Annotated in this window: 21 protein-coding genes and 1 tRNA gene; 3 read left to right on the top strand and 19 right to left on the bottom strand. The window is 70.6% G+C overall.

Annotation, left to right across the window (positions count from 1 at the left end; translation table 11 throughout):
• Positions 1-838 (top strand): S8 family serine peptidase (locus JWR33_RS12520; protein ID WP_297412252.1); only part of this gene is annotated, 838 nt, incomplete at its 5' end.
• On the opposite strand, the gene JWR33_RS12525 is transcribed toward JWR33_RS12520, so the two are convergent.
• The 13 genes from JWR33_RS12525 to rplU all read right to left on the bottom strand — a co-directional run bounded on the left by JWR33_RS12525 (position 808) and on the right by rplU (position 12,059).
• Positions 808-2,655 (bottom strand): adenylate/guanylate cyclase domain-containing protein, encoded by a 1,848-nt coding sequence (locus tag JWR33_RS12525; RefSeq protein ID WP_297412253.1) that lies wholly within the window; start codon positions 2,653-2,655, stop codon positions 808-810. The two genes, JWR33_RS12520 and JWR33_RS12525, sit on opposite strands and share 31 nt — an antisense overlap.
• A gap of 274 nt (positions 2,656-2,929) precedes the next feature.
• A tRNA-Ala gene (locus tag JWR33_RS12530) sits at positions 2,930-3,002 on the bottom strand.
• 68 nt (positions 3,003-3,070) lie between these two features.
• The gene (gene rsfS, locus JWR33_RS12535) at positions 3,071-3,454 is read right to left on the bottom strand and encodes a ribosome silencing factor (protein ID WP_297412278.1); all 384 of its coding nucleotides are present in this window, start codon (positions 3,452-3,454) and stop codon (positions 3,071-3,073) included.
• A complete protein-coding gene (locus JWR33_RS12540) occupies positions 3,451-4,983 on the bottom strand; it encodes a hypothetical protein (protein ID WP_297412254.1) in 1,533 nt (510 codons plus the stop codon). Before JWR33_RS12540 ends, rsfS begins: the two co-directional genes overlap by 4 nt.
• Positions 4,980-5,579, bottom strand: a complete 600-nt coding sequence (gene nadD, locus JWR33_RS12545) for a nicotinate-nucleotide adenylyltransferase (RefSeq protein ID WP_297412279.1) — start codon at positions 5,577-5,579, stop codon at positions 4,980-4,982. The genes JWR33_RS12540 and nadD overlap by 4 nt, the downstream gene beginning before the upstream one ends.
• Positions 5,580-5,592: 13 nt before the next feature.
• The gene (locus tag JWR33_RS12550) at positions 5,593-5,805 is read right to left on the bottom strand and encodes a hypothetical protein (RefSeq protein ID WP_297412255.1); all 213 of its coding nucleotides are present in this window, start codon (positions 5,803-5,805) and stop codon (positions 5,593-5,595) included.
• A 130-nt stretch (positions 5,806-5,935) separates the two neighbouring features.
• Positions 5,936-6,757, bottom strand: coding sequence for a PRC and DUF2382 domain-containing protein (locus JWR33_RS12555; protein WP_297412256.1), 822 nt, complete (start codon positions 6,755-6,757; stop codon positions 5,936-5,938).
• Between the two features lie 146 nt (positions 6,758-6,903).
• The gene (locus JWR33_RS12560; RefSeq protein WP_297412257.1) at positions 6,904-7,584 is read right to left on the bottom strand and encodes a DUF4153 domain-containing protein; all 681 of its coding nucleotides are present in this window, start codon (positions 7,582-7,584) and stop codon (positions 6,904-6,906) included.
• 169 nt (positions 7,585-7,753) lie between these two features.
• Entirely contained in the window at positions 7,754-9,016 is a 1,263-nt protein-coding gene (locus JWR33_RS12565) for a glutamate-5-semialdehyde dehydrogenase (RefSeq protein WP_297412258.1), read from the bottom strand.
• 10 nt (positions 9,017-9,026) lie between these two features.
• Positions 9,027-9,836, bottom strand: a complete 810-nt coding sequence (proB, locus tag JWR33_RS12570) for a glutamate 5-kinase (RefSeq protein ID WP_297412259.1) — start codon at positions 9,834-9,836, stop codon at positions 9,027-9,029.
• Positions 9,833-11,341 (bottom strand): GTPase ObgE, encoded by a 1,509-nt coding sequence (gene obgE / locus JWR33_RS12575; RefSeq protein ID WP_297412260.1) that lies wholly within the window; start codon positions 11,339-11,341, stop codon positions 9,833-9,835. Before obgE ends, proB begins: the two co-directional genes overlap by 4 nt.
• Positions 11,342-11,473: 132 nt before the next feature.
• A complete protein-coding gene (gene rpmA, locus JWR33_RS12580) occupies positions 11,474-11,731 on the bottom strand; it encodes a 50S ribosomal protein L27 (protein WP_297412261.1) in 258 nt (85 codons plus the stop codon).
• A 19-nt stretch (positions 11,732-11,750) separates the two neighbouring features.
• A complete protein-coding gene (rplU, locus tag JWR33_RS12585; RefSeq protein WP_297412262.1) occupies positions 11,751-12,059 on the bottom strand; it encodes a 50S ribosomal protein L21 in 309 nt (102 codons plus the stop codon).
• A 194-nt stretch (positions 12,060-12,253) separates the two neighbouring features.
• Here rplU and JWR33_RS12590 point away from each other — a divergent pair, with 194 nt between their 5' ends.
• On the top strand, positions 12,254-12,517 hold the full coding sequence (locus tag JWR33_RS12590) for a DUF4031 domain-containing protein (protein ID WP_297412263.1): 264 nt from the start codon (positions 12,254-12,256) through the stop codon (positions 12,515-12,517).
• A 3-nt stretch (positions 12,518-12,520) separates the two neighbouring features.
• On the opposite strand, the gene JWR33_RS12595 is transcribed toward JWR33_RS12590, so the two are convergent.
• Complete coding sequence (locus tag JWR33_RS12595) at positions 12,521-14,803, bottom strand: Rne/Rng family ribonuclease (protein ID WP_297412264.1); 2,283 nt, start codon at positions 14,801-14,803, stop codon at positions 12,521-12,523.
• Positions 14,804-15,223: 420 nt separating this feature from the next.
• On the opposite strand from JWR33_RS12595, the gene JWR33_RS12600 reads away from it, so the two are divergent.
• Positions 15,224-15,868 carry a vitamin K epoxide reductase family protein gene (locus JWR33_RS12600; RefSeq protein WP_297412265.1) on the top strand — a complete coding sequence of 215 codons (645 nt, stop codon included), beginning with the start codon at positions 15,224-15,226 and terminating at the stop codon, positions 15,866-15,868.
• 113 nt (positions 15,869-15,981) lie between these two features.
• Here JWR33_RS12600 and ndk read toward each other — a convergent pair whose 3' ends face one another.
• From ndk to JWR33_RS12625, 5 genes are all read right to left on the bottom strand, one after another.
• On the bottom strand, positions 15,982-16,398 hold the full coding sequence (gene ndk / locus JWR33_RS12605; protein ID WP_297412266.1) for a nucleoside-diphosphate kinase: 417 nt from the start codon (positions 16,396-16,398) through the stop codon (positions 15,982-15,984).
• An 8-nt stretch (positions 16,399-16,406) separates the two neighbouring features.
• The gene (locus tag JWR33_RS12610; RefSeq protein ID WP_297412267.1) at positions 16,407-16,757 is read right to left on the bottom strand and encodes a DUF4233 domain-containing protein; all 351 of its coding nucleotides are present in this window, start codon (positions 16,755-16,757) and stop codon (positions 16,407-16,409) included.
• Between the two features lie 2 nt (positions 16,758-16,759).
• Positions 16,760-18,280, bottom strand: coding sequence for a folylpolyglutamate synthase/dihydrofolate synthase family protein (locus JWR33_RS12615; RefSeq protein ID WP_297412268.1), 1,521 nt, complete (start codon positions 18,278-18,280; stop codon positions 16,760-16,762).
• On the bottom strand, positions 18,273-21,656 hold the full coding sequence (ileS, locus tag JWR33_RS12620) for an isoleucine--tRNA ligase (protein WP_297412269.1): 3,384 nt from the start codon (positions 21,654-21,656) through the stop codon (positions 18,273-18,275). Before ileS ends, JWR33_RS12615 begins: the two co-directional genes overlap by 8 nt.
• 204 nt (positions 21,657-21,860) lie before the next feature.
• Positions 21,861-22,556: a TetR family transcriptional regulator gene (locus tag JWR33_RS12625; RefSeq protein WP_297412270.1), complete on the bottom strand. Its 696-nt coding sequence runs from the start codon at positions 22,554-22,556 to the stop codon at positions 21,861-21,863.
• Between the last annotated feature and the right edge of the window lie 46 nt (positions 22,557-22,602).

The following is a 22,602-nucleotide window of genomic DNA, read 5'->3' on the forward strand; positions in this document are numbered from 1 at the left end:
GCAGCCGCGCGTGAGCCTTCCCGAATGGGCGTCGGCCTTCAGCGACGCGGAGCTGACGCCGGCCTTCCCCCTACCGCTTCCGTCGCCGCCCCGAGAGTGGGCGTGGGGCTCGGCGACGGGCAAGGGGGTGAAGGTGGCGGTGATCGACAGCGGCGTGTCCGCCGGCCACCCGCGGGTGGGCGGACTCGCCGGCAGCGTCGCGATCGAAGCGGATGACAGCGAGGCCGGCTTCCGGATCGTCGAAGGTCCCCACGAGGACCTCTACGGCCACGGCACCGCCTGCGCCGGCATCATCCGGATGCTCGCGCCCGATGCCGAGATCTACAGCGTGCGGGTGCTCGGCCGGAACCTCACCACCCGCGGCGCGCTGTTCGCCGCCGCCCTGCGATGGTCGATCGACGCGGGCATGCAGGTGGCGAACCTCAGCCTGAGCAGCCGGAGCGAGCAGTGGTTCGGCCCGCTGCACGCGCTCGCGGACGAGGCCTACTTCCACAACCTGATGCTCGTCTGCGCGGCGAACAACGTGCCGGGACCCACCTATCCCTCCCAGTACGCCTCCGTGTTCTCGGTCGCGGCGCGGGAGGGGCACGACCCGTTCGAGGTCGCCTACAACCCGCGTCCGCCCGTCGAGTTCGGTGCTCCCGGCATCGATGTCGACGTGGCGTGGACGACGGGCAGCATCACCGCCACCGGCAACAGCTTCGCGGCCCCGCACGTGGCAGGCCTCGTGACGCTGCTGCTGTCGAAGCACCCCGAGCTCACCGCGTTCCAGGTGAAGGCGGTGCTGCACGCGCTGGCCATCAACGCTCAGGACCCGGCAGCGCCGGCCTCTACCTGACGGGGCACCGACGCGGCATCCACCCGCACCACGGACAGCGGGCGGTCGATGCCTTTGACCGTCGCGACCTCCGGGGTGCCGCCCAACCAAGTGGTCGAGCCCGCCACCTCCTCGGAGGCGACGACCTGCCCACCCCTGGCGAGCCCGCAGAGCCGCGAGCCCACGTTGATCGGGTCGCCGATCACCGCGTACTGCCGGCGATCGGCGGGCCCCACGTGGCTGGCGACGACGGAGCCGGTGTGCAGTCCGATGCCGAAGGCGATGGGCGGCAGTCCTGCGGCCTCGAGGCTGCCGTTCAGCACCGGCAGGTCCCGCAGGAGATCGGCTGCAGCTTCTCTGGCATCGCCCGCCGGGTCGGCCAGGATGCGCGGGGCACCGAAGACCGAGAACACCTCGTCGCCCACGAACTGCATCACGGTGCCGTGGTGGGCGAAGATCCTCTCGCAGACGTAGTCGTAGAAGACGTCGAGGACCCGCTGAACGTCACCGGGGTCGAGGCTCGCGGCCATCGGCGTGAACGACCGCAGGTCGCAGAACAGGATGCCTACCGTCAGCCGCTCGCCGGCGCCGGTGCTCTCACCGCGTCCCGCCCGCAGGAGCTCGAGCGCGACGTCGCGCGGCACGTAGCGGGAGAACAGCCGCTCCGCGGTCTGCCGGTCCCGCTGCTCCGCGATCGTCCGGATCGCGAGGCTGCCCACGCCGGCCGCGAGGATGCCCACGGGGATCCGCACGAAGTCGGGCAGCCAGCCCAGCACCTGGAAGAGCACCAGCCCGATCCCGGTCACCAGCACGATGCTGGCGATCGTCGTGACCACCGCCCAGCGCAGCCGCCACCGGCGGGCGGCGAACGCGACCGGCGCACCGAACAGCAGCACGGCGAGGCCCGTGATCCAGGGCGAATACGGCACCACCCAGGCCCGCTGCAGGATGGTGCTCATCGCCTGCGCCTGCACCACCACGCCGGGAGTCGTGACCCCCGGCTGCAGCGGAGTGATGTGCCGGTCGCCCACCCCTGCGGCAGTGACCCCCACGATCACGACCGCGCCGCGCAGCCGGTCGGCGGCCGCTCCGCTGAGCACGTCATCGGCGGAGACGATCTCGGTCCCCGCCGTCCAGTGGATTCGGAGGGTCGCATCCGACTCGACCGGCACGGTCAGGGCACCGAGCTGCACCGCCCTCGGGCGGACCACCACCGGGTCGGCGACCCCGTCGAGGGCGTCGACCGCCCGGAGCGCCAGGGCGGGCAGGAACTCCCCGTCGGGAGTCTCCACGAAGGCGGGAAGGGCGCGCAGCACTCCGTCACTGTCCGCGAGCACGACCGCCGACCCGACCCCTGACGCGTTCTGGAGCACCGCATCCGGCAGCGTGCTGCCGCCGCTCACCTGCAGCCATCGCGAGCGGTAGGTGGAGGCTGCGCTGAAATCCTGCGCCACCAGGAATGGCCCCGTGGCCAGGGCGGCAGCGACCCGCGCATCGGACGGCGACGCGACAACATCCACCGCCACGACCTCCGGGCCGGCAGCCGCGATCGCCTCAAGGAGGCGCGCCTGCAGCTGATCCGGCCAGGGCCACTCGCCACGGCCGGCCACCGCGGCATCGTCCACGGCGACGACCACCACCTCCGGGTCGGCGACCCCATCGGTCCAGAGCAGATCGGTGGCGTGACGCACCGTCGCCTCCCCGATTCCGCCTAGGGCGGCCAAGGCGGCGAGGGACGCGACGGCCACGGTGACGACGACGGGCAGCCAGGATCTGCCGACGCGGGTGACCCGCGAGCGGCCGGCTCTCGCCGTGCTCGGCTGCGAGCGGTTGCGCATCTTCTGCCTCTGACTGTCGACGGGATGCGGAGAGACGGTCCGTGGTGCGGGGCTCTCAACCTAGGGGGCGTCTGCGAACAGCACAATTCCCCGTTACCGCCGCCTTCTTCCGCCCGGCGGATGCGGGTGCGCGAGTGGTGTCCAGCGAGGAGCACGGCGCCGAGGCGATTCGCTCCCTGGCGCACCCGTGCGCCAGGGGCCGACCCACGAAAGGGCTCTCGATCCCTCGGGGACACAAATGGGAAGAGCCGCCCGAAGGCGGCTCTTCCCATTGTGGACCTGAGGGGATTCGAACCCCTGACCCCCTGCATGCCATGCAGGTGCGCTACCAGCTGCGCCACAGGCCCGTCGGCCTCCGCGAGGCCTCGACAAGGTTACTACACGTGCACCCTGTCGTTCGCCGACGGAGGAGCGATCAGTCCGCCGGCTCCCGCACCGGGAGGTTGACCGGGATGACCGGGCAGTCCTTCCACAGGCGCTCCAGCGAGTAGTAGAGCCGGTCCTCCTCGTGGAAGACGTGCACCACCACGTCGCCGAAATCGAGCAGCACCCAGCGGCCCTCTGAGCGGCCTTCCCGGCGGAGCGCCCGGTGGCCGGCCTCGGTGAGGCGTTCCTCGATCCCCTCGGCGATGGCGATCACATTGCGCTCGGTGCGCCCGGTGACGAGCAGGAAGGCGTCCGTGAGGGGAAGCCGGCCTGCGACGTCGAGCGCGACCAGGTCGGCGCCGTTCTTCGCGTCGGCAGCGGCTGCCGCGAGCTGGATCAGCTCGACGGCCGTGTCGGATGCCGCGGGGTTCAGAACAGCCTCAACACGTAGCCGCCGATGAGGAGCGCGATGACGCCGATCGCCATGAGCGCCGCCGTGACGGCGAGCACCGTCGGCAGCAGGCCGCCGCGGCGCTTCCGGGGACTGACGACGCTGCGGGTCGATGTGTGCGTGGCCACCGCGCGGGCGGCGCGCACCGGAGCGACGTCGCCGGTCTGGCTGTCGTCCTGGCTCGCCTCGAACAGGCGGTCGATCTCGGAGGAGTCGTAGTTGTCCGACGGCGCGCCCGTGGACGAGAGGCTTCGGGGAAGGTCGAGGGACCCGGTGATGTAGATCTCCCCCGTCGCGTTCACGGCGCTGAGGAGGTCGGGCTGCGGGTCGTTCGACATGATGAGCGCGTTCGTCGAACCGGTGGACGACCCGACGTTGCGGGTGAGCATGCCCTCGAAGGGAAGTGCGTCGTCGTCCGCCTCCGCCTGCGCGGACCAGTGGCCGCGCGGCGGCGTGAAGGGACGCTCCACGCGAGCCTGCTGGCGCTGCGGCTGCAGGGCTGAGTCGGGGACTTCGCCGGTCAGGCCGCTGCGGGCCTGGGCGATCATCGCCTCGAACCCGGACAGGCCGTCGAGCGTCTCGTCCGCCTGAGCGGCAGCAGCCGGGGCGAGAGGAGGTGCAGGGGGCCAGGAGCCACGGGGGGCGCGAGGGATGGTGCGGTCCGAGAACGGTGCGGCCTGGGGAACCGGGCCGGTGGGGGCCGCGGGACTCAGTGCCTCGAGGATCTGCTCATCGGAGATGAGGCTCACGGGCTGCTCGGCCGCGATCGAGGCACGGTCGATTGCGGACATCTCGACCGTCGCCGTGTCGTTGTAGCCGCCGAACGCCCGCGGCGCTGCCGGAGCCTGAGTGAAGGCGGAGCCTGCCTGCGGAAGGCTCTGCGGCTCCCAGGTGGGAAGCCAGGCGCCCGAATCGGTCTGCGACAGCGTCGGAGCCTGCCCGGTCTCGCGGATGGCGCGCAGCTCGCGGCGGCTCATCGTGTGCTCCGGGGCCGGCGCGGCGGCGGCCGCCTGCGCCTCGGCGAGCAGGCCGGGCGCGGGACGCCCGACGGTCGCGTACTCGAGCGGAGTGCCGGTCCGAGTGACGGGCCGGGTGCGGGTGTCCTCTGCAGGCGCAAAGCTGCGGCTGCGGAAACCCTGGTCAGGCTCCGAGGAGGACGGCTGCGACGGGCGTCGCGTCGCGTCGTACGTCGGCATCTGAGGGCGCCCCTGGGTGATGTAGCTGAGCGGCTCGGACGGGTGATCCGTGTCGGACACTCGGCGCCCGGTGCGCCGCTCCGCCTCACTGGCGGCGTCCGTCAGCTGGGAGGCGGCACGGCGGGACAGGGTGTCCCAGATGTTGCCCGACGAATTGAGGTCGTACACGTCTGACGGGTGCACGCCCGAGAGGTCGCCCGTGTCGCCACGCCGTTCGGCGTCGCGCGCTTCGCGGCGACTCCGAGGAGCGGTCGTGTTCGAGGAGGACGCCGTTCCCTGGCGCTCCTGCCGCGGCTGTTCCTGCCACAAGGTCATGGAGTACTCCGATACAGATCATGTTTGGAGATGTACTGCACGACGCCGTCGGGAACGAGATACCAAACGGGATTACCGCTGCTCACCCGACTTCGGATGTCGGTTGAAGATATCGCCAGCGCCGGAACTTCGAGCCAGCTTACGTCGCGATTTGGAAGGTCGCGAAGCGACACGGCGTGTCCGGGACGACTGACTGCGACGAAATGCGCGAGGTCCCAGAGTTCGCCCACGTCCTTCCAGCCGAGGATCTGCTTGACCGCGTCGGCACCCGTGATGAAGAAGAGATCGGCGTCGGGACGCTGCTCGCGGAGGTCGCGCAGCGTGTCGATCGTGTAGGTGGGGCCGTTCCGGTCGATGTCGACCCGGGAGACCATGAAGCGGGGGTTGGAGGCCGTGGCGATGACGGTCATCAGGTAGCGATGCTCGGGAGAGGACACGGCCCGCTTCTGCCACGGCTCGCCGGTGGGCACGAAGAGGACCTCGTCGAGGGCGAAGGACTGGGCCACCTCGCTGGCGGCCACGAGGTGGCCGTGATGGATGGGATCGAATGTGCCGCCCATCACGCCGATGCGGCGGCGGCCCGTGCCGGGCTCGATCTGCACGGCGCGGTCAGGCTCCGTGCGGTCCGCCGGACCCGGAGCCGTCTCCCCCGCGCCGGCCGGAGACCTGGCTGTGCCGGTTGGCGACGTCGCGGTAGCTCCACATGACCATGCCGAGCAGAGCGAACACGGCGAGCGTGATCAGCCCGAACAGGAACGGGCTCATCGGCAGAGCGGTCTGGGTCTGGCCGGATGCCAGCACTGCGGCGGCGGTAAGCGACATGAGCTCTCCTGGTACTTCGGCCGGGATCGGCCCGTTCAGTGTATCGGCGTCCGCTCCTCGCATGCAGAGCGCCGTCGGGCAGAACGAAGCCGGCCGGCCCCGAAGGACCGGCCGGCTCCCTGCGTTCGACTCAGAGGCGGGAGTTGCCCGACCGCCCCTGGTCGCCCTCGAGCTCGATCTGCTCCTTGCGGACGTCATCGGTGACCGTCTGGTTCTCGGTGACGGTCTGGGTGTCCAGGCGGACGCGCTCCACCGGCACGGTCTCCTTGGCGATCACGGGGCGCTCCTCGGTGAGGATCACCTCGTGCTCCTCCTCGCTGATCGCGGGGCCGGAGAGGGCGTCGCCGACGTTGGCGTCGGTGATCGGCTCGCGCTCGAGGCGGACCTCCTCCCGGGAGACCGGAACCGAGACGGTCTGCTGCTCGGTCACCACGTACTTGCGGAGGCGGGCCCTGCCGGTCTGCACCTGCTCGGTGCCCACGTGGAGGCGCTCCTCGGAACGGGTCATCGCCGAGTCGGTCGTCGGGCCCGAGGTGTCGTAGCCGGTCGTGCCTGCCGCGTTCCCTGTGGTTCCCGCGAAGCCGGCGGTTCCGGCGGTTCCCGCGTTCGCGTCGTACCCGGAGTGGGTCGAGGTCTGCGAGGAGCCGATGCCGTAGTAGCGGTACAGCTCGTCCTCGTCCTCGGGGCTCAGCGCTCCGTCGTTGTCGATGCGCGGCGCGTCCTTGACCATGGCCTTGTCGAAGCCGACGCGGATCGTGTCGCCCTCTGAGGTCGCCTCGTCCAGCGGGACGAAGGACTCCGAGCTGCCGAAGAGTCCGGTCCGGACGCTCACCCAGCTGGGGTGTCCGTCGGTCGCGTCCACATACACCTGGCCGACCGTGCCGATCTTGTCGCCGTTCGCACCCACGACAGTTGCGCCGCTCAGGGCGTCGACGTTCTCTGTTCCAATCATGCCTTGCTCCTCTTTCGTCGAGGCCGCCACCCGTCTCTGCGACCGCGTCCGACGCTACGCAGCGCCGTCAGGTCGATACAGGGGTGGCAGGCCGAAGGCGCGGGGAGTACAACCCGCGCGCCTTCGGCGACTCACAGTTTCGAGGCTTACGCACCCAGTCCCTCGCGGTCCACCTTGCGGTGGAAGCGCATGCCGGCGAGGCCGCCGAGGATTGCGCCGACGAGCGCGATGAGCGCCACGACCACCGCGGTGATGACGCCGACGAGGGTCAGGTCGCCCTCGCCGATGGGGATGCGCGGGAAGCTGTTGAGGTTGGCGAGGATGTTGAACTGGCTGCCCGCGACGGCGCCGAGGATCGCGGCGAGCACCGCGATGATGAGCGCCCAGATCCACACCGCGAGCCCCTGCTTGGCGCCGTTGAAGCGCGCCATCCGGCCGGCCACGTAGCCGCCGCAGTAGTACGAGAGGAAGAGGATCACCACGAGGGCGATCGCGCCCGCGATGCCGATCGACTGCGCGTTCTGCTGGGCGTCCTGCGCGTCGGTGTTCGTGGCCAGCCCCACGGCGGCGCCGGCGGCCGCCACGAGGGCGGTGAGGATCACGGCCATGCCGGTGGCGGTCAGCCAGCCGAAGAAGGCGGAGCCGAATTTGATCCCGCCGAACCGCTCCTTCTCGCGGGCGACGACCTCCTCGCGGAGGCTGGTCTCATGCGCGTGCGGGTGGGCGCGCTCAGTCGGGGTGCCGTCTCCGACGGGGGCCGCGCCGTGATTCACGGGGAAGGCTTGGGTGGCTTGCGTGTCGCGGTTGCTGTTTTCCGGTGTACTCATCAGGACTCCTCCAATGCACGGCCGAGCCGCGAAAGCGCTGGCAAATACGCCCGCGATCAGGGTCTCGTTGTGCCGCAAGAGTAGGCTCCGCCGAGCGCCGCCCTCCAGGGCTTGACAGCAGCGGGGCGGCGCGGGGGAAGGCCCCACCGGCGGTGCCGGCCGCGAGCGGTCAGGCGCGGGTCTGGCCCGTGCCCCGCACGATCCACTTGGTGCTGGTCAGCTCCTGCAGCCCCATCGGCCCGCGGGCGTGCAGCTTCTGTGTGGAGATGCCCACTTCGGCGCCGAAGCCGAACTCGGCGCCGTCGGTGAACCGGGTGGAGGCGTTCACCATGACGACCGCCGAGTCCACCTCGGCGAGGAAGCGGTCGGCGCTGCGCAGGTCGCTCGTGATGATCGATTCGGTGTGATGCGTCGAGTGCCGGCGGATGTGCTCGAGGGCGGCGTCGAGGTCGTCGACGATGGCCACCGACAGGTCGAGCGAGGAGTGCTCCAGGTCCCAGTCCTCGTCGGTCGCCGGCACGGCATCCGGATAGCGGGAGCGGGTCGCCTCGTCGGCGTGCAGGGTCACACCCGACGCGCGGAGTCGGTCCAGCACCGGAGCCAGGATCCGGTCGGCCGCCGCCCTGTGCACGAGCAGGGTCTCTGCCGCGTTGCAGACACTCACGCGCTGCGTCTTCGCGTTGTGCACCACCTCGACGGCGGTCGCCTCGTCGGCGGACTCGTCGAGGAACACGTGCACCACGCCGGCCCCCGTCTCGATCACCGGCACGGTGGATTCGGCCACGACCGCGGCGATCAACTGCGCGCTCCCCCGCGGGATGAGCACGTCGACGTAGTCGCGGGCGCGCATCAGCTCGCGGGCGCCCTCGCGGCCGAACTCGTCGATGGTCTGCACCGCGTCCGCGGGCAGGCCGGCGGAGGCGAGCGCCTCCTGCAGGATCTCGACGAGCACCCGATTGGACTGCTCTGCCGCGGTGCCGCCGCGCAGCACCGCCGCGTTGCCGCTCTTCAGGGCGAGGGCGGCGATGTCGACGGTCACGTTCGGCCGGGCCTCGTAGATGGCGCCGACCACCCCGAAGGGAACCCGCACCTGGGTGATCTGCAGCCCGTTCGGCTGCACGCTGCCGCGCACCGTCTGGCCCACCGGATCGACCAGTGCCGCGATGTCGAGCACGGCGTCCGCGAGGGAGGCGATCCGGGCTGGATCCAGCCGGAGGCGGTCGCGCAGGCCGGTCGAGAGTCCGTTCGCCTCGGCCGCGTGGAGGTCGAGGGCGTTCGCCGCCACGATCCGTTCCGTGCCGGCGAGCAGTCCGGCGGCGACCGCCTCGAGCGCCCGGTTCTTGCGCTCAGCCGTCGCGGTCGCGAGCTCGCGCGAGGCGCGCTTGGCTGCGGCGAAGCGGTCGGTCAGGCCCAGGGACGTGGTGGAGGACATGGCCGAGATTCTAGAGGGCGGCAGCGATCGGCACGGCGGCGTCCGGCGCGGGGTCGAACCAGGTGCCGACGCGCTCCCCGCGGAGCGCCTGGTCGACGTGCGCGGTCGCGGCGAGGAGCACGCCGGCACCCGCCTCCGCGGCGTGCCGCGCGGCCGCGACCTTGGTGGTGGCGCCGCCCGTGCCGATGCCGGTGCCGACCGAGCCGACGACGACGCCGTCCAGAGGATCCGCGTACGGCACGTGGTCGATGCGCACGGCGCCCGGCTCGAGCGGCGGGCGGGTGTAGAGCGCGTCGACGTCGCTGAGCAGCACGAGCAGATCCGCCCGCACGAGCGCGGCCACGAGCGACGCCAGCCGGTCGTTGTCGCCGAACCGGATCTCATGGGTGGCCACGGTGTCGTTCTCGTTGACGATCGGCAGGATCCGCAGCTCGAGCAGCTTCTCGATGGCGCGCTCCGCGTTCTTGCGCGGTGTCGGGTTCTCGAGGTCGCCCGCGGTCAGCAGCACCTGGCCGGCCACGATGCCGTAGCGGTCGAGGCTCTCCTGGTAGCGGAAGACGAGCAGATTCTGGCCGACGGCAGCGGCGGCCTGCTGCGTGGCCAGGTCGGTCGGACGGGAGTCGAGCCGCAGGTACGGCATGCCCGTGGCGATCGCGCCGGAGGACACGAGGATCACCTCCGCGCCTCGCGCGTGCGCCGCAGCGAGGGCATCGACGAGCGGCTCGATCTGTCCGGCATTGGCGCCGCTGATCGAGGACGAGCCGACCTTCACGACGATCCGACGCGCGGCGAGGATGTCGTCCCGGCTGGTGGCGGTCACTGCTTCTCGTCCTCGGCCTTCCAGATGCCGGCCTCCCGCTCGCGCTCCAGCTCGGCCCGGGCCTCGGCCTTCGCATCCATCCGGTCAAGATAGCTGTCACGACGGGTGTTGCGCGTCGGGCGGATGTTCATGTCGAGACGTCCATCGGTGCCGCGCGGGCTCGTCATCAGCTCCGCTGCGGAGGCCATCGCGGGCTCCCAGTCGAAGACGACGCCGTCGTCACCGCCGATGATGACCGTGGATCCGGGGACCGCCCCGGCGGAGAACAGCCGGTCCTCGATCCCGAGCTTGGCCAGCCGGTCGGCCAAGTAGCCGACCGCCTCGTCGTTGGTGAAGTCCGTCTGCGTGACCCAGCGCTCCGGCTTCGCGCCGCGGATGCGGTAGGTGGTGCCATCCGTCCCGCCCTCGGGCGTCACCGTGAACTCGACCTCGTTGACGGCGCGGGGGCGAAGCACGATGCGCGGCTTGGGCGCCTCGGCGACGGCCCGCGACTGCTCGACCACGGCGGCGAGGGCGAAGGACAGCTCGCGGAGTCCTGCGTGGCTCACCGTCGAGATCTCGAACACCCGGTAGCCCCGGCCCTCGAGCTCCGGACGGACGAACTCGGCGAGTTCCTTGCCCTCCGGCACGTCGACCTTGTTGAGCGCGATGAGCTGAGGTCGTTCGAGCAGCGGGACCTGGCCCGCGGGAACCGGGTAGGCGGCGAGCTCGGCGAGGATGACGTCGAGGTCGCTGACCGGGTCACGTCCGGGATCGAGCGTGGCGCAGTCCAGAACGTGCAGCAGTGCACTGCACCGCTCGACGTGACGGAGGAACTCGAGCCCCAGACCCTTGCCCTCGCTCGCGCCCTCGATGAGTCCCGGAACGTCGGCGATGGTGTACCGGATGGAGCCCGCCTCGACGACGCCGAGGTTCGGCTGAAGCGTGGTGAACGGGTAGTCGGCGATCTTCGGCCGGGCGGCGGACACCGCCGCCACGAGGCTCGACTTGCCCGCCGACGGGAAGCCGACGAGTGCCACGTCGGCAACTGTCTTGAGCTCGAGGTGGACGTCGCCCTTCCAGCCGGGCGTGCCGAGCAGCGCGAATCCGGGCGCCTTGCGCTTGGGCGTCGCGAGGGCGTTGTTGCCGAGTCCGCCCTGCCCGCCGGGGGCCGCGACGAAGCGCATCCCCGGCTCGTTGAGGTCGACGAGCTCCTCGCCGTCCTCGTCCTTGATGACCGTGCCGACCGGGACGGGCAGCTCGAGCGTCTCGCCGGCCGCCCCATGCCGGTAGTCGCCCATTCCGGGACCGCCGTTGGAGGACGAGCGGTGCGGAGCCCGGTGGTAGCCGAGGAGGGTGGTGACCTGGGGGTCGGCGACGAGAACGATGTCGCCCCCGTTCCCGCCATTGCCGCCGTCCGGGCCGGCGAGCGGCTTGAACTTCTCGCGGCGCACGGAGACGCAGCCGTTTCCGCCGTTGCCGGCGCTGAGATGCAGCGTGACGCTGTCGACGAATGTCGCGACCATGGGGTACTCCTTCTTCCGTGAACTGCCCAGTTCTGTCGGTGTTTCCTGCTGTCCGGGGACCGAAGTGGGCAACTCAGCGGGAACGAAAAAGGCGAGCCGTGGCTCGCCTCCTCCGTGTAAAAGACTTGCTGCCTACTCGGCGGCCGCCACGATGTTGATGACCTTGCGGCCACCCTTCTGACCGAACTGCACCGCACCGGCCGACAGCGCGAAGAGCGTGTCGTCGCCGCCACGTCCGACGTTGAGGCCCGGGTGGAAGTGCGTGCCGCGCTGGCGGACGATGATCTCGCCCGCACTCACGACCTGGCCGCCGAACCGCTTCACGCCGAGGCGCTGCGAGTTCGAGTCGCGACCGTTGCGAGTTGAGCTCGCTCCCTTTTTGTGTGCCATGGGTTCTGCCCTTCCCCGCCTAGTTGATGCCGGTGATCTTGATGCGCGTGAGCTCCTGGCGGTGCCCCTGGCGCTTCTTGTAGCCGGTCTTGTTCTTGAACTTCTGGATGACGATCTTCTTGCCGCGGAGATCGTTCAAGACCTCGGCGGTCACGACGACCTTGGCCAGCGCCGACGCGTCGTGCGTGATGACGTCGCCATCCACGAGCAGCACCGGGGCGAGCGTGACGTTGCCGTCCTTGTCCGCCTTGATGCGGTCGAGCGTGACAACCGTGCCGACCTCGACCTTTTCCTGACGCCCGCCTGCGCGCACAACTGCGTAAACCACGTTCCAGCCAATCTGTTGGGATGTCCGCGGTGCTGACCACGGCGAAGACTCGGTGCGGGCACTGCCGCGCACACCGACGGTCAAGATTACCCGATCGGGGACGCTCCGGCAATCCGGCCTCGTCGCCCGCGTGGCACGCGCCACCGACCGGGGCCGTGAAACCCCTCCGGCCGCGGGATTCCTACACTCTTCTCATGGCCCTGCTCGTCGATTCCGCGATCTGGCCGGCTCACGGAACCGTCTGGGCGCATCTCGTGAGCGACGTGTCACTGGACGAGCTGCACGCGTTCGCCCGAGCGAACGGCGTGCCTGAGCGGAGCTTCGACCTCGACCACTACGACGTTCCGGAGCACCGCGTCGCGGCCCTGATCGCGGCGGGCGCGACACAGGTCACCGGACGCGAACTCGTCACCCGGCTGGTGCTCAGCGGCCTCCGGGTGCGAGCCCGGGACCGCTGAGGCTCAGCCCTCTTCGCCGTCCGCCGCCAGCGCCGGCACGTTGCCCGGCGTCAGTGCCGCTGTCGTGACCCGCCGGCTGCGCCCGCGCCCCTGTCCCGGCTTCTTCGGCTCGGGCAGAGCCTCGAGCACGGAGTCCAGCAGGGACTCGGCGTCCGGGGCGAGGCGACGCTGCCGCGGTGCGGGCTGCACCTCGGGCAGCGCGATGATCGGCTCGACCGGCGGGTGGTCGTGCTCCCCAGCGAGGGGCGACGTGGCCTCGGCCGTTCCCGTCTGGCCGGTCTCATCGACGGAGTCCTTGTGCAGGGTGCTCGCGGCGATCTTGGCGAGGGCATTGCGAGCGTCGTCGGTGATCCCGTGGGGGCTCGCGTTCGGCTGCCGCGACTGGCGGGGCGCGTCGATCTTCCCGCCGCGCCGGCGCGGCTCCGGCTGCTGGCGCGACTCGGGCGCCTTGGGTGCGTCCGACATCGACTCGGCGAGCCCGAGCCCGAGCTTCTTGCGCGTCATCTGCACGAGTCCGAGCGAGGTCACCTCGGCCACCTGATGCTTGGTCCGGTCGCGGCTGAGGCATTCGACGAGACGCCGGAGCACGAGGTCCCTGTTGTTCTCCAGCACCATGTCGATGAAGTCGATGACGATGATGCCGCCGATGTCGCGCAGCCGCAGCTGGCGGACGATCTCCTCGGCCGCCTCCAGGTTGTTCTTGGTGACGGTCTCCTCGAGGTTGCCGCCGGAACCGACGAACTTGCCCGTGTTCACGTCGATGACCGTCATCGCCTCGGTGCGGTCGATCACGAGCGAGCCACCGGAGGGCAGCCAGACCTTGCGGTCGAGCGCCTTCTCGATCTGCTCCTGCACCCGGAAGGCCGAGAAGACGTCGCCGTTGCCGGCGTACCGCTCCAGGCGATCGAGCAGGTCGGGGGCGACCGAGGTGAGGTAGCTCTCGATCGTCTGCTGCGCGTCCTCGCCCGAGATGACGAGCTTGGAGAAGTCCTCGTTGAAGACGTCGCGGATGATCTTGACCAGCAGATCCGGCTCGCTGTGCAGCAGGGCCGGGGCGGTGGCCTTCTCCACCTGGGTGCTGATGTGCTGCCACTGGGCGGTCAGCCGGTTCACGTCGACCGCGAGCTGCTCGTCGGTCGCCCCCTCGGCCGCGGTGCGGACGATCACGCCGACACCGTCGGGCAGGACCTCCTTGAGCACCTTCTTGAGGCGCGCGCGCTCGGTGTCCGGCAGCTTGCGGGAGATGCCGTTCATGGAGCCGTTCGGCACGTACACGAGATACCGGCCCGGCAGCGAGACCTGGCTGGTGAGCCGGGCGCCCTTGTGGCCGACCGGATCCTTCGTGACCTGCACCAGCACCTTGTCGCCGGCCTTCAGCGCGAGCTCGATGCGCCGGGGCTGGTTCTTCTCGCCCTCGGCAGCGGCGGCATCCCAGTCGACCTCACCGGAGTAGAGCACCGCGTTGCGGCCGCGACCGATGTCGACGAAGGCCGCCTCCATGCTGGGCAGCACGTTCTGCACGCGGCCGAGGTAGACGTTGCCGATCAGGGACTGGTTCTGCGCCTTGGCGACGTAGTGCTCGGCGAGGATCCCGTCCTCGAGCACGCCGATCTCGATGCGACCCTCCGCGCTGCGGACGACCATCACTCGCTCCACCGACTCCCGGCGGGCGAGGAACTCGGCCTCGGTGACGACAGTGCGGCGGCGGCCGGCGTCGCGGCCGTCGCGGCGGCGCTGCTTCTTGGCCTCGAGTCGGGTGGACCCCTTGATGCGCTGCGGCTCGGTGATCTCCTCGATCACCCGGCGGCGCGGACGGACCGTCGGCTCCTCCTCGGCGCGGGGAGCGCCTTCGGGGCGGTCCTCCTGGCCGAGCGCGCCCGGCCTGCGGCGGTTGCGTCGCCGGCTGGTGGGAGAGATCGCCTGCTGCTCGTCGTCCTCGTCGCGGTCGTCACGCTCGTCGCGGTCGTCGCGGTCGTCCTCCAGTGCCGGGAGCGCCGCGAGCACGGGCGGCGCCTGGAACAGCAGCGCGGTCGTCGGGCGCTTGCGCGTCGCCGGCGCTGCGGGCTCTGCCGGTGCGTCGTTCGTCGCGGGAGCCTCGTCCTGCGCCGTGGCGACCGGGGCGCTCGCGGCCGGCTGAGGCTCGGCCGGCTGAGGCTCGTCCGGCTGAGGCTCGGCCGGCGTCTCCGGCTGCGGCGGGGCCTCTGCCGGGAACGCGGCGGTGTCGGGCGTCGCCTCGACCGCCTGCTCGTCGGCAGCGGGCGCGTCGCCCGAGTTGTTCGCGGCCATGTCCCGGACGCTCCCCGTGGATGCCCGGCGCGGCATGAAGCTGCGCCGTCTCCTCTTCGGGGTCTCTGCGGAATCGGTCGTCTTGTCTGTCTCATCCACCATCGCTGGTGCACTCCCCTGCGGGTGCGGCCTCCGCGCCGCCACATCCCGTGCTTCGCGGTGGGCCCTGCCCACCGAAACTCTTGTGTCGAGCTTCCCGCTCAGAGCACCGTCGGTGCTCCGCGGATCTTATGGATCCGCTGGTCCGGCCGGAGTGCGGCGCGGAAAAGTCTTCCGACCCACGCGCGGCGCGGGTCTTCCCCGATTATCGCATGCGCTGTCGGTCGGCGTGGGCTCGACCGGAATTCATCGGCCGCAGCCCCGGGTCGCCACGGCCCGTCGCCCCGGGGACGCCTGCGGGGCGCATGGGAGAATCGCCCCATGACGGCTCCCCCAGCGACGGCGAACGCGACCGAAGAGGCGACGGCTCCCAGCGCGGCAAGGCAGCCGATCTGGATCGCCCTGCTGTTCATCGTCACCGGCCTGGTCGGGCTGTACTCCGCGTTCCAGCTCACCCTCGAGCGCATCGAGCTACTTCTCCACCCGGGCGTCAAGCTCAGCTGCGACATCAGCCCGTTCGTGTCATGCGGTGAGGTCATCACGAGCGCGCAAGGCTCAGTGTTCGGCTTCCCCAACCCGATGCTCGGGATGATGGCCTACGTCGCACCGGTCGCGGTCGGCGTCGCTCTGCTTGCCGGAGCTCGCTTTGCCCGGTGGTTCTGGGTGCTCTACAACCTGGGGCTGCTGTTCGCGATCGTCTTCATCCACTGGCTGATGGTGCAGGCGGTGTTCGCCATCGGGATGCTCTGCCCCTACTGCATGCTCGTCTGGCTCGTCACGATCCCGCTGTTCTGGTACGCGACGGTGAACAATCTCGGCCGGAACTTCGGCCTCCCCGATGGCGCCGCCTCGCTCTTCCGCCAGGCTCTGCCGTGGACGTTTCTGATCGTCCTGCTCGACTACTTGCTGATCGTCGCGATCATCCTGCTGAACTTCCCGACACTCCTGGTCACCCTGTTCGCCTGAGTGCCCGGGTTGTCGCCCGGAACGGCTGCCGACGTGCCACGAAGTGACGCGTCAGGCGGCCAGAAGCGCAACCAAGTGGCGAGTCGGGCGGCCAGGTCGCTGCGCGCTCGCGATCACCCAAACCAGAGGGCGAGCTCGCGCTCGGCAGACTCCGGGGAGTCGCTGCCGTGCACCAGGTTCTGCTGCACCTTCAGGCCCCAGTCGCGGCCGAGGTCGCCGCGGATGGTGCCGGGCGCGGCCGTGGTGGGGTCCGTCGTCCCCGCCAGCGATCGGAAGCCCTCGATGACCCGGTTCCCGGCGATCCGCATGGCGACGACCGGACCGGACTCCATGAACTCGACGAGCGGCTGGTAGAACGGCTTGCCCTCGTGCTCGGCGTAGTGCTGGCCCAGCAGATCGCGGTCCGCCTGCACCAGTCGGATGTCGACGAGCGCGTATCCCTTGGCCTCGATGCGCCGCAGGATCTCGCCCGTGAGATTGCGGGCGACGCCGTCCGGCTTCACCAGCACCAGAGTCTCTTGCACGTCCACGGTTCCTCCTACTCCGCCGCCTTCTGGCGGTCGATGCGTCCGCCCACAATCATGCAGTACGCCCAGATCGCCACGAACAGGATGCCGACGAGAAAGATCTCGGGGACCAGGAAGCCGCTGGCGATGAGAGCGGCCTGCACGATCCAGCCCAGCACGACGCCCACGGTCGAGGCGAGCGTGCGGATCGCGACCGCCATCACGACGATGAGCGCTCCCCCGCCGCCGAGCGCGACCACGGGCGGCAGCGCCCCGAGGCCGAAGATCACCAGGGCGGCGAGGAACACGACCACGAGCTCGAAGCCGAGCACGATCGAGCCGATGCTCTCGCGCACGCCGCGGCCGCGACGTGGCCGCGCCACGACTACGGCTTCCAGGCCTCGTCCTCGGCGATGCCGAGCACGTGGCCCACGAGGGTGATGGACCCGAAGACCACGACCGCGCCGTTCTCGTGCTCGGACGCCTCGTCCCGCGCCGCGTCGAGCGCAGCGCGCAGCGACGGCTCGACCCGCACCCGCTCGGCGCCGGCGACCCGCACTGCGATGGCGGCCAGATCGTCGGCATCGGTGGCCCGATCGGAGGGCGCCGTGGTCACCACGAACTCGTCGACGACCGGCGCGAGCGCGCGGAACATGCCCTCGGCGTCCTTGTCGTCGAGGATGCCGACCACCGCGATGACCGGCGAGAACGAGAAGTAGGTGCGCAGGGCGGCGGCCAGCGACTGCGCACCGTGCGGGTTGTGCGCCGCGTCCACGAGCACTGTCGGCTCCACGCCGACGAGCTGCAGGCGGCCCGGGGACGTCGCTGTGGCCAGTCCCTCGACCACCAGCTCCTGCTCGAGCGGGGTCGCCCCGCCGCCGAGGAACGACTCGACCGCGGCCACCGCGAGGGCGGCGTTGTGCGCCTGGTGCTCTCCGTAGAGCGGGAGGAAGACGTCCGCATAGGTGCCGGCGCGGCCGCGGATGGTGACGAGCTGCCCGCCGACCGCGACCGCCGTCGTGACGGAGAACCCGGATTCCTCGACCACGAGCCGGGACTCGGTGAGCTCGGCGGCGCGCTGCAGCTCGGCGAGGGCCGCGCCCGGCTGCGCCGCGCTGACCACCTCGGAGAGCGGCTTGATGATGCCGGACTTGGTGCGGGCGATCTCCGCCACGGTGGAGCCGAGCCGGGCCTGGTGATCGAGCGCGATGGGGGTGAACACCGCCACCTGACTCTCCACCACGTTGGTCGCGTCCCATTCGCCGCCCATGCCGACCTCGATGACGGCCACGTCGACGGGCGCGTCCGCGAAGGCGGCGAACCCGAGCACGACGAGGGCCTCGAAGTAGGTGAGCCGCAGCTCTCCCGCCTCGGCCAGGCTCGCGTCGACCATCGCCAGGTAGGGCTGGATGTCGCGCCAGTTCGCCGCCAGGCGCTCGTCGCTGATCGGCTCGCCGTCGATGAGGATCCGCTCGTTGAAGCGGGTCAGATGGGGGCTGGTGAGGAGGCCGGTGCGCAGGCCGTGCGCCCGCAGCAGACTCTCGATGATGCGGCTGGTGCTCGTCTTGCCGTTGGTGCCGGTGATGTGGATCACGGGATGCGCGCGCTGAGGATCGCCGAGCAGTTCGACGGCGCGGCGGACCGGCTCGAGGCGAGGCTGGGGGTCCCCCTCCCCGAGCCGCGTGAGCAGCTCGGCGAAGACGCGATCCGCGCGCTCACGGTCCAGCTCGGTCGGCTCGGGTCCGAACTCCGGAGTGTCAGGGCCCAGTCGAGGCGCGAGCGAGCCCAACAGCTCCGCGTCCTCGTCGGCACGCGCCTGCGCGTCGGACTCGAGCGGCTCACCGCCGTACCTCGGATCGAACCGGGGGTCGTCGGGGTCGTACGTCGCGTCGTCACGATCAGACATGGGTCACCATCCGTCCTGCGCGGCGCAGCTCGAAGCGGCCGCCCTCGCGTGCTCCCCACGTTCCTGGATCCAGGATCGTGAGATATCCATCGGCCCAACGCATCATCCGCCCCGTGGATTCCACGGTCGCGGCCGTGAAGTCGAGTCGTACCGTGAGCGTCTCCTTCGTCAACAGCTCGCCGAAGCGGTCCAGCACGTCGGCGAGCTCCTCGTCGCCCTCGAAATGCAGCTCGATCCGGTCCGACACATCGAGTCCGGCCGAGCGCCGGGCCTGCTGCACGTCGCGGACGAGGTCCCGGGCGCGGCCCTCTGCCTCGAGTTCTGCGGTCACCGCCGTGTCGAGCAGCAGGAAGCCTCCTGCGGGAAGCAGGCCGATGGCCTGATGCCGGGCCGCGCCGCTGATCTCGAGGGCGAGGTCGTACTCCCCCGGCTCCAGCGGCAGGCCTCCCGCGGTGACGACGCCGGCGTGCTCGCTCCAGTCGCCGGCCTTCGCCGCCTGGATGACCCGCTGCACCTCACGACCGATGCGGGGACCGAGCGCCCGGGCGTTGACCGAGAGTCGGGAGGTGATCCCGTAGTCCGACGCGCTGGTGGCCGACAGGTCGACGAGGTCGATGCTCTTGAGGTTCAGCTCGTCTCGGAGGATGGCCTCGAAGGGGGCGAGCGCCGCCGCCTCCTGGGTCACGATGGTGAGGCCGGCGAGCGGCAGCCGGACCCGCAGCCCGGCCTGCTTGCGGAGGGCCAGCGCGGAGGACGTGATGGCGCGCACCCGGTCCATCTCGCGCACCAGTGCGTCGTCGGCAGGGAAGTCCGCCGCCTCGGGCCAGTCGGTGAGATGGACGCTCCGCTCCCCCGTGAGCCCGCGCCAGATCTTCTCCGTCGCCAGTGGGAGCAGGGGCGCCGCGATCCTGACGAACGTCTCGAGCACCGTGAAGAGGGTGTCGAACGCCGCCGGATCCCCTGACCAGAATCGGTCCCGGCTGCGGCGGACGTACCAGTTGGTGAGCACGTCCGCGAAGTCGCGGAGCCGCGCGGCGGCGGAGCTCGCGTCGAGTCCGTCGAGGTCCGTCGTCACTCCTCGCGCCAGGTCGCCGAGCTTGGCGAGGATGTAGCGGTCGAGCACGTCCGTGGACTGCGTACCCCGCCTCGCCTCGTATCCGGCACCGTCCCCCGCGGCGTTCGCGTAGAGGGTGAAGAAGTAGTAGGTGCTCCACAGCGGCAGCAGCAGCTGCCGCACGCCCTCGCGGATGCCCTCCTCCGTGACGACCAGGTTGCCGCCGCGGAGCACCGGGCTCGCCATCAGGAACCAGCGCATCGCGTCGGAGCCGTCGCGGGCGAACACCTCGCTGACGTCCGGGTAGTTGCGCAGGCTCTTGGACATCTTCTGGCCGTCGTTGCCCAGGACGATCCCGTGACTCACGACGTTCTTGAACGCGGGCCGGTCGAAGAGCGCGGTGGAGAGCACATGCAGGAGGTAGAACCAGCCCCGTGTCTGGCCGATGTACTCGACGATGAAGTCGGCCGGGCTGTGCGAGGCGAACCAGTCGGCGTTCTCGAACGGGTAGTGCACCTGGGCGAAGGGCATCGATCCGGAGTCGAACCAGACGTCGAGCACATCGGGGATCCGGCGCATCGTGCTGCGACCGGTCGGATCGTCCGGGTTCGGTCGGGTGAGCTCGTCGATGAACGGCCGGTGCAGGTCCGGTCGGCCGTCGGCGTCCCGCGGAAGGGTGCCGAAGTCGCGCTGGAGCTCCTCGAGGGAGCCGTACACGTCGACGCGGGGGTGCTCGGGGTCGTCGCTCTTCCAGACCGGGATGGGGCTTCCCCAGTACCGGTTGCGGGAGATCGACCAGTCCCGGGCGCCCGCGATCCACTTGCCGAACTGGCCGTCCTTGACGTTTTCGGGACCCCAGGTGATCTGCTGTTTGAGCTCCTCCATGCGCTCGCGGAACTGCGAGACACGAACGAACCAGCTGGAGACGGCCTTGTAGATCAGCGGATTGCGGCACCGCCAGCAGTGCGGGTAGGAGTGCTCATAGCTGGCCTGGCGCAGCAGCCGGCCCCGCTCGCGCAGGTCCCGCGTGATCGGCTTGTTCGCATCGAACACCTGCATGCCTGCGATCTCGCCGAACATCGGCAGGAACTTCGCGCCGTCGTCGACCGACATGATGGTGGGGATCCCGGCCGCCGTGCAGATCAGCTGGTCGTCCTCGCCGTAGGCGGGCGCCTGATGCACGATGCCCGTGCCATCGCCCGTGGTCACGTAGTCGGCCACGAGGATGCGCCAGGCGTTCCCGGTGCCCCACCGCTCGGTGTCGGCGTAGTGGTCCCAGAGCCGGTCGTAGTCGATGCCCGCCAGCTCGCTGCCGAGGAAGGTGCGCTCGATCGACGCCTCCGCGGCCTCGGCGCTGTCGTAGCCGAGGTCCTTGGCATAGCTGCCGACGAGGGCCTTGGCGAGCAGGTAGTCGGCGCCGAGCACCTCGCGGTCGAGCGGGATGCCCTCCCCCACCTCGCTGGAGAGGCCGTCCGGCGCCGGGGAATCGGGCGTGCCGTTCGGGCCGCTGCGGATCACCGCGTACTCGATGTCGGGTCCCACGGCGAGCGCCATGTTGGTCGGGAGGGTCCACGGGGTGGTGGTCCAGGCGAGCGCCCTGGTGCCGGTGAGTCCCATGCTCTCCGCCTTGGTGCCCACCAGGGGGAAGGTCACCGTCACGGTCTGGTCCTGCCGCATCTTGTAGACGTCGTCGTCCATCCGAAGCTCGTGGTTCGACAGCGGTGTCTCGTCGTTCCAGCAGTAGGGCAGCACCCGGAAGCCCTCGTACGCGAGGCCCTTGTCGTGCAGCTGCTTGAACGCCCAGAGGACGCTCTCCATGTAGGACACGTCGAGCGTCTTGTAGTCGTTCTCGAAGTCGACCCAGCGGGCGGATCGGGTGACGTACTGCTCCCACTCCGCGGTGTACCGGAGCACCGATGCCCGAGCCTCGGCGTTGAACGCCTCGACGCCCATCTGCTCGATCTCGGCCTTGGTCGTGATGCCCAGCTGCCGCATGGCCTCCAGCTCGGCGGGGAGCCCGTGGGTGTCCCAGCCGAACCGCCGATGCACCTGCTTGCCCCGCATGGTCTGGTAGCGCGGGAACACGTCCTTCGCGTAGCCGGTGAGCAGGTGGCCGTAGTGCGGCAGGCCGTTGGCGAACGGCGGGCCGTCGTAGAACACCCACTCGGGCGCGCCATCACGGCGGTCGATGGACGCCTGGAAGGTGCCGTCCTCCGCCCAGAAGGCGAGGATCTCCTGCTCCAGGTCGGGGAACCGGGGCGACGGGGGCACGCCGAAGGCGGCGCCCTGGTGGTCGGTGGGGCGGGAATCCTTGGGGTACATCTGGCTCCTGTGCTGCGCGACTGCTCCGCACGAGGACGCCTTGCGACGCGGTACCACCTCGTTTGGCCGCCGGTCGGGACCGGCCACCCACTCGTTACGGTGATGACGGGCCGGACCGTTCGGTTCTACTGAGCCCTGCGGGCCGTTCTTCCGAAGACTCCCCGGTGATGGCCGGATCGATGTCGTTGCCGCCAGCCTAGCGGCTCAGCCTCCGGACCGGCCCCTGCCGGTCGGGCCCCACCCGTCCTCCTGTCGCCGGTCGGGACCGGCGCGGGGGCCGGCTTCGGCGGGCGCGCCGAATACGTCGGCGAAGCCGAGACAGATGGGGGTGATCACCTCATCGACGTAGGGCGCGAGGGGGCCCCGTCCGGTCCCGGCCCGCACCCAGCTCCCCGCCGCGCTGACCACGGCGGCCGTGATCGCCGCCGCCGCCGCGGACGGGCGCGAATCGGAGCGAGGGAGCGCCAGAAGGGCCCGCAGGTGCTCGCCGAGCAGCGCCGCCTGAGCCGCGAAGCGCGGCAGGCCCGAGATCCTGAGCTCCTCGCCGATGCCCATGACCTCAGCTTCCGTCGCGGCCCACGGTGCGCGCTCCGGGCCGAAGTCCTCCGCCACGGCGAGCACGGCACGGCGGACCCCCTCGAGCGGCGGCAGATCGGGCCGGACGGCCGCGAGCTCGTCCCCGAGCCTGCCCGCGCTGTCGTCGAAAGCACTCCAGAGCACGTCGCTCTTCGCCGTGAAGTAGTTGAAGAACGTGGCCCGGCTCACGCCCGCCCGCTGGGTGATCTGTTCGATCGTCGTGTGACCGAAGCCGCGCTCCAGGAAGAGCTCGCCTGCGGCGTCCTCGATCGCCGCGCGGGAGGAACTCCGAGGCCGACCAGGCCGGGCGGTGCGTGTCGTCATGGGTCGCCTCCTCACTCGAGGAATGATATTAGACTGCGTCTAGTTA

This window comes from Naasia sp. (assembly GCF_025465545.1).
Lineage (GTDB): Bacteria > Actinomycetota > Actinomycetes > Actinomycetales > Microbacteriaceae > Naasia.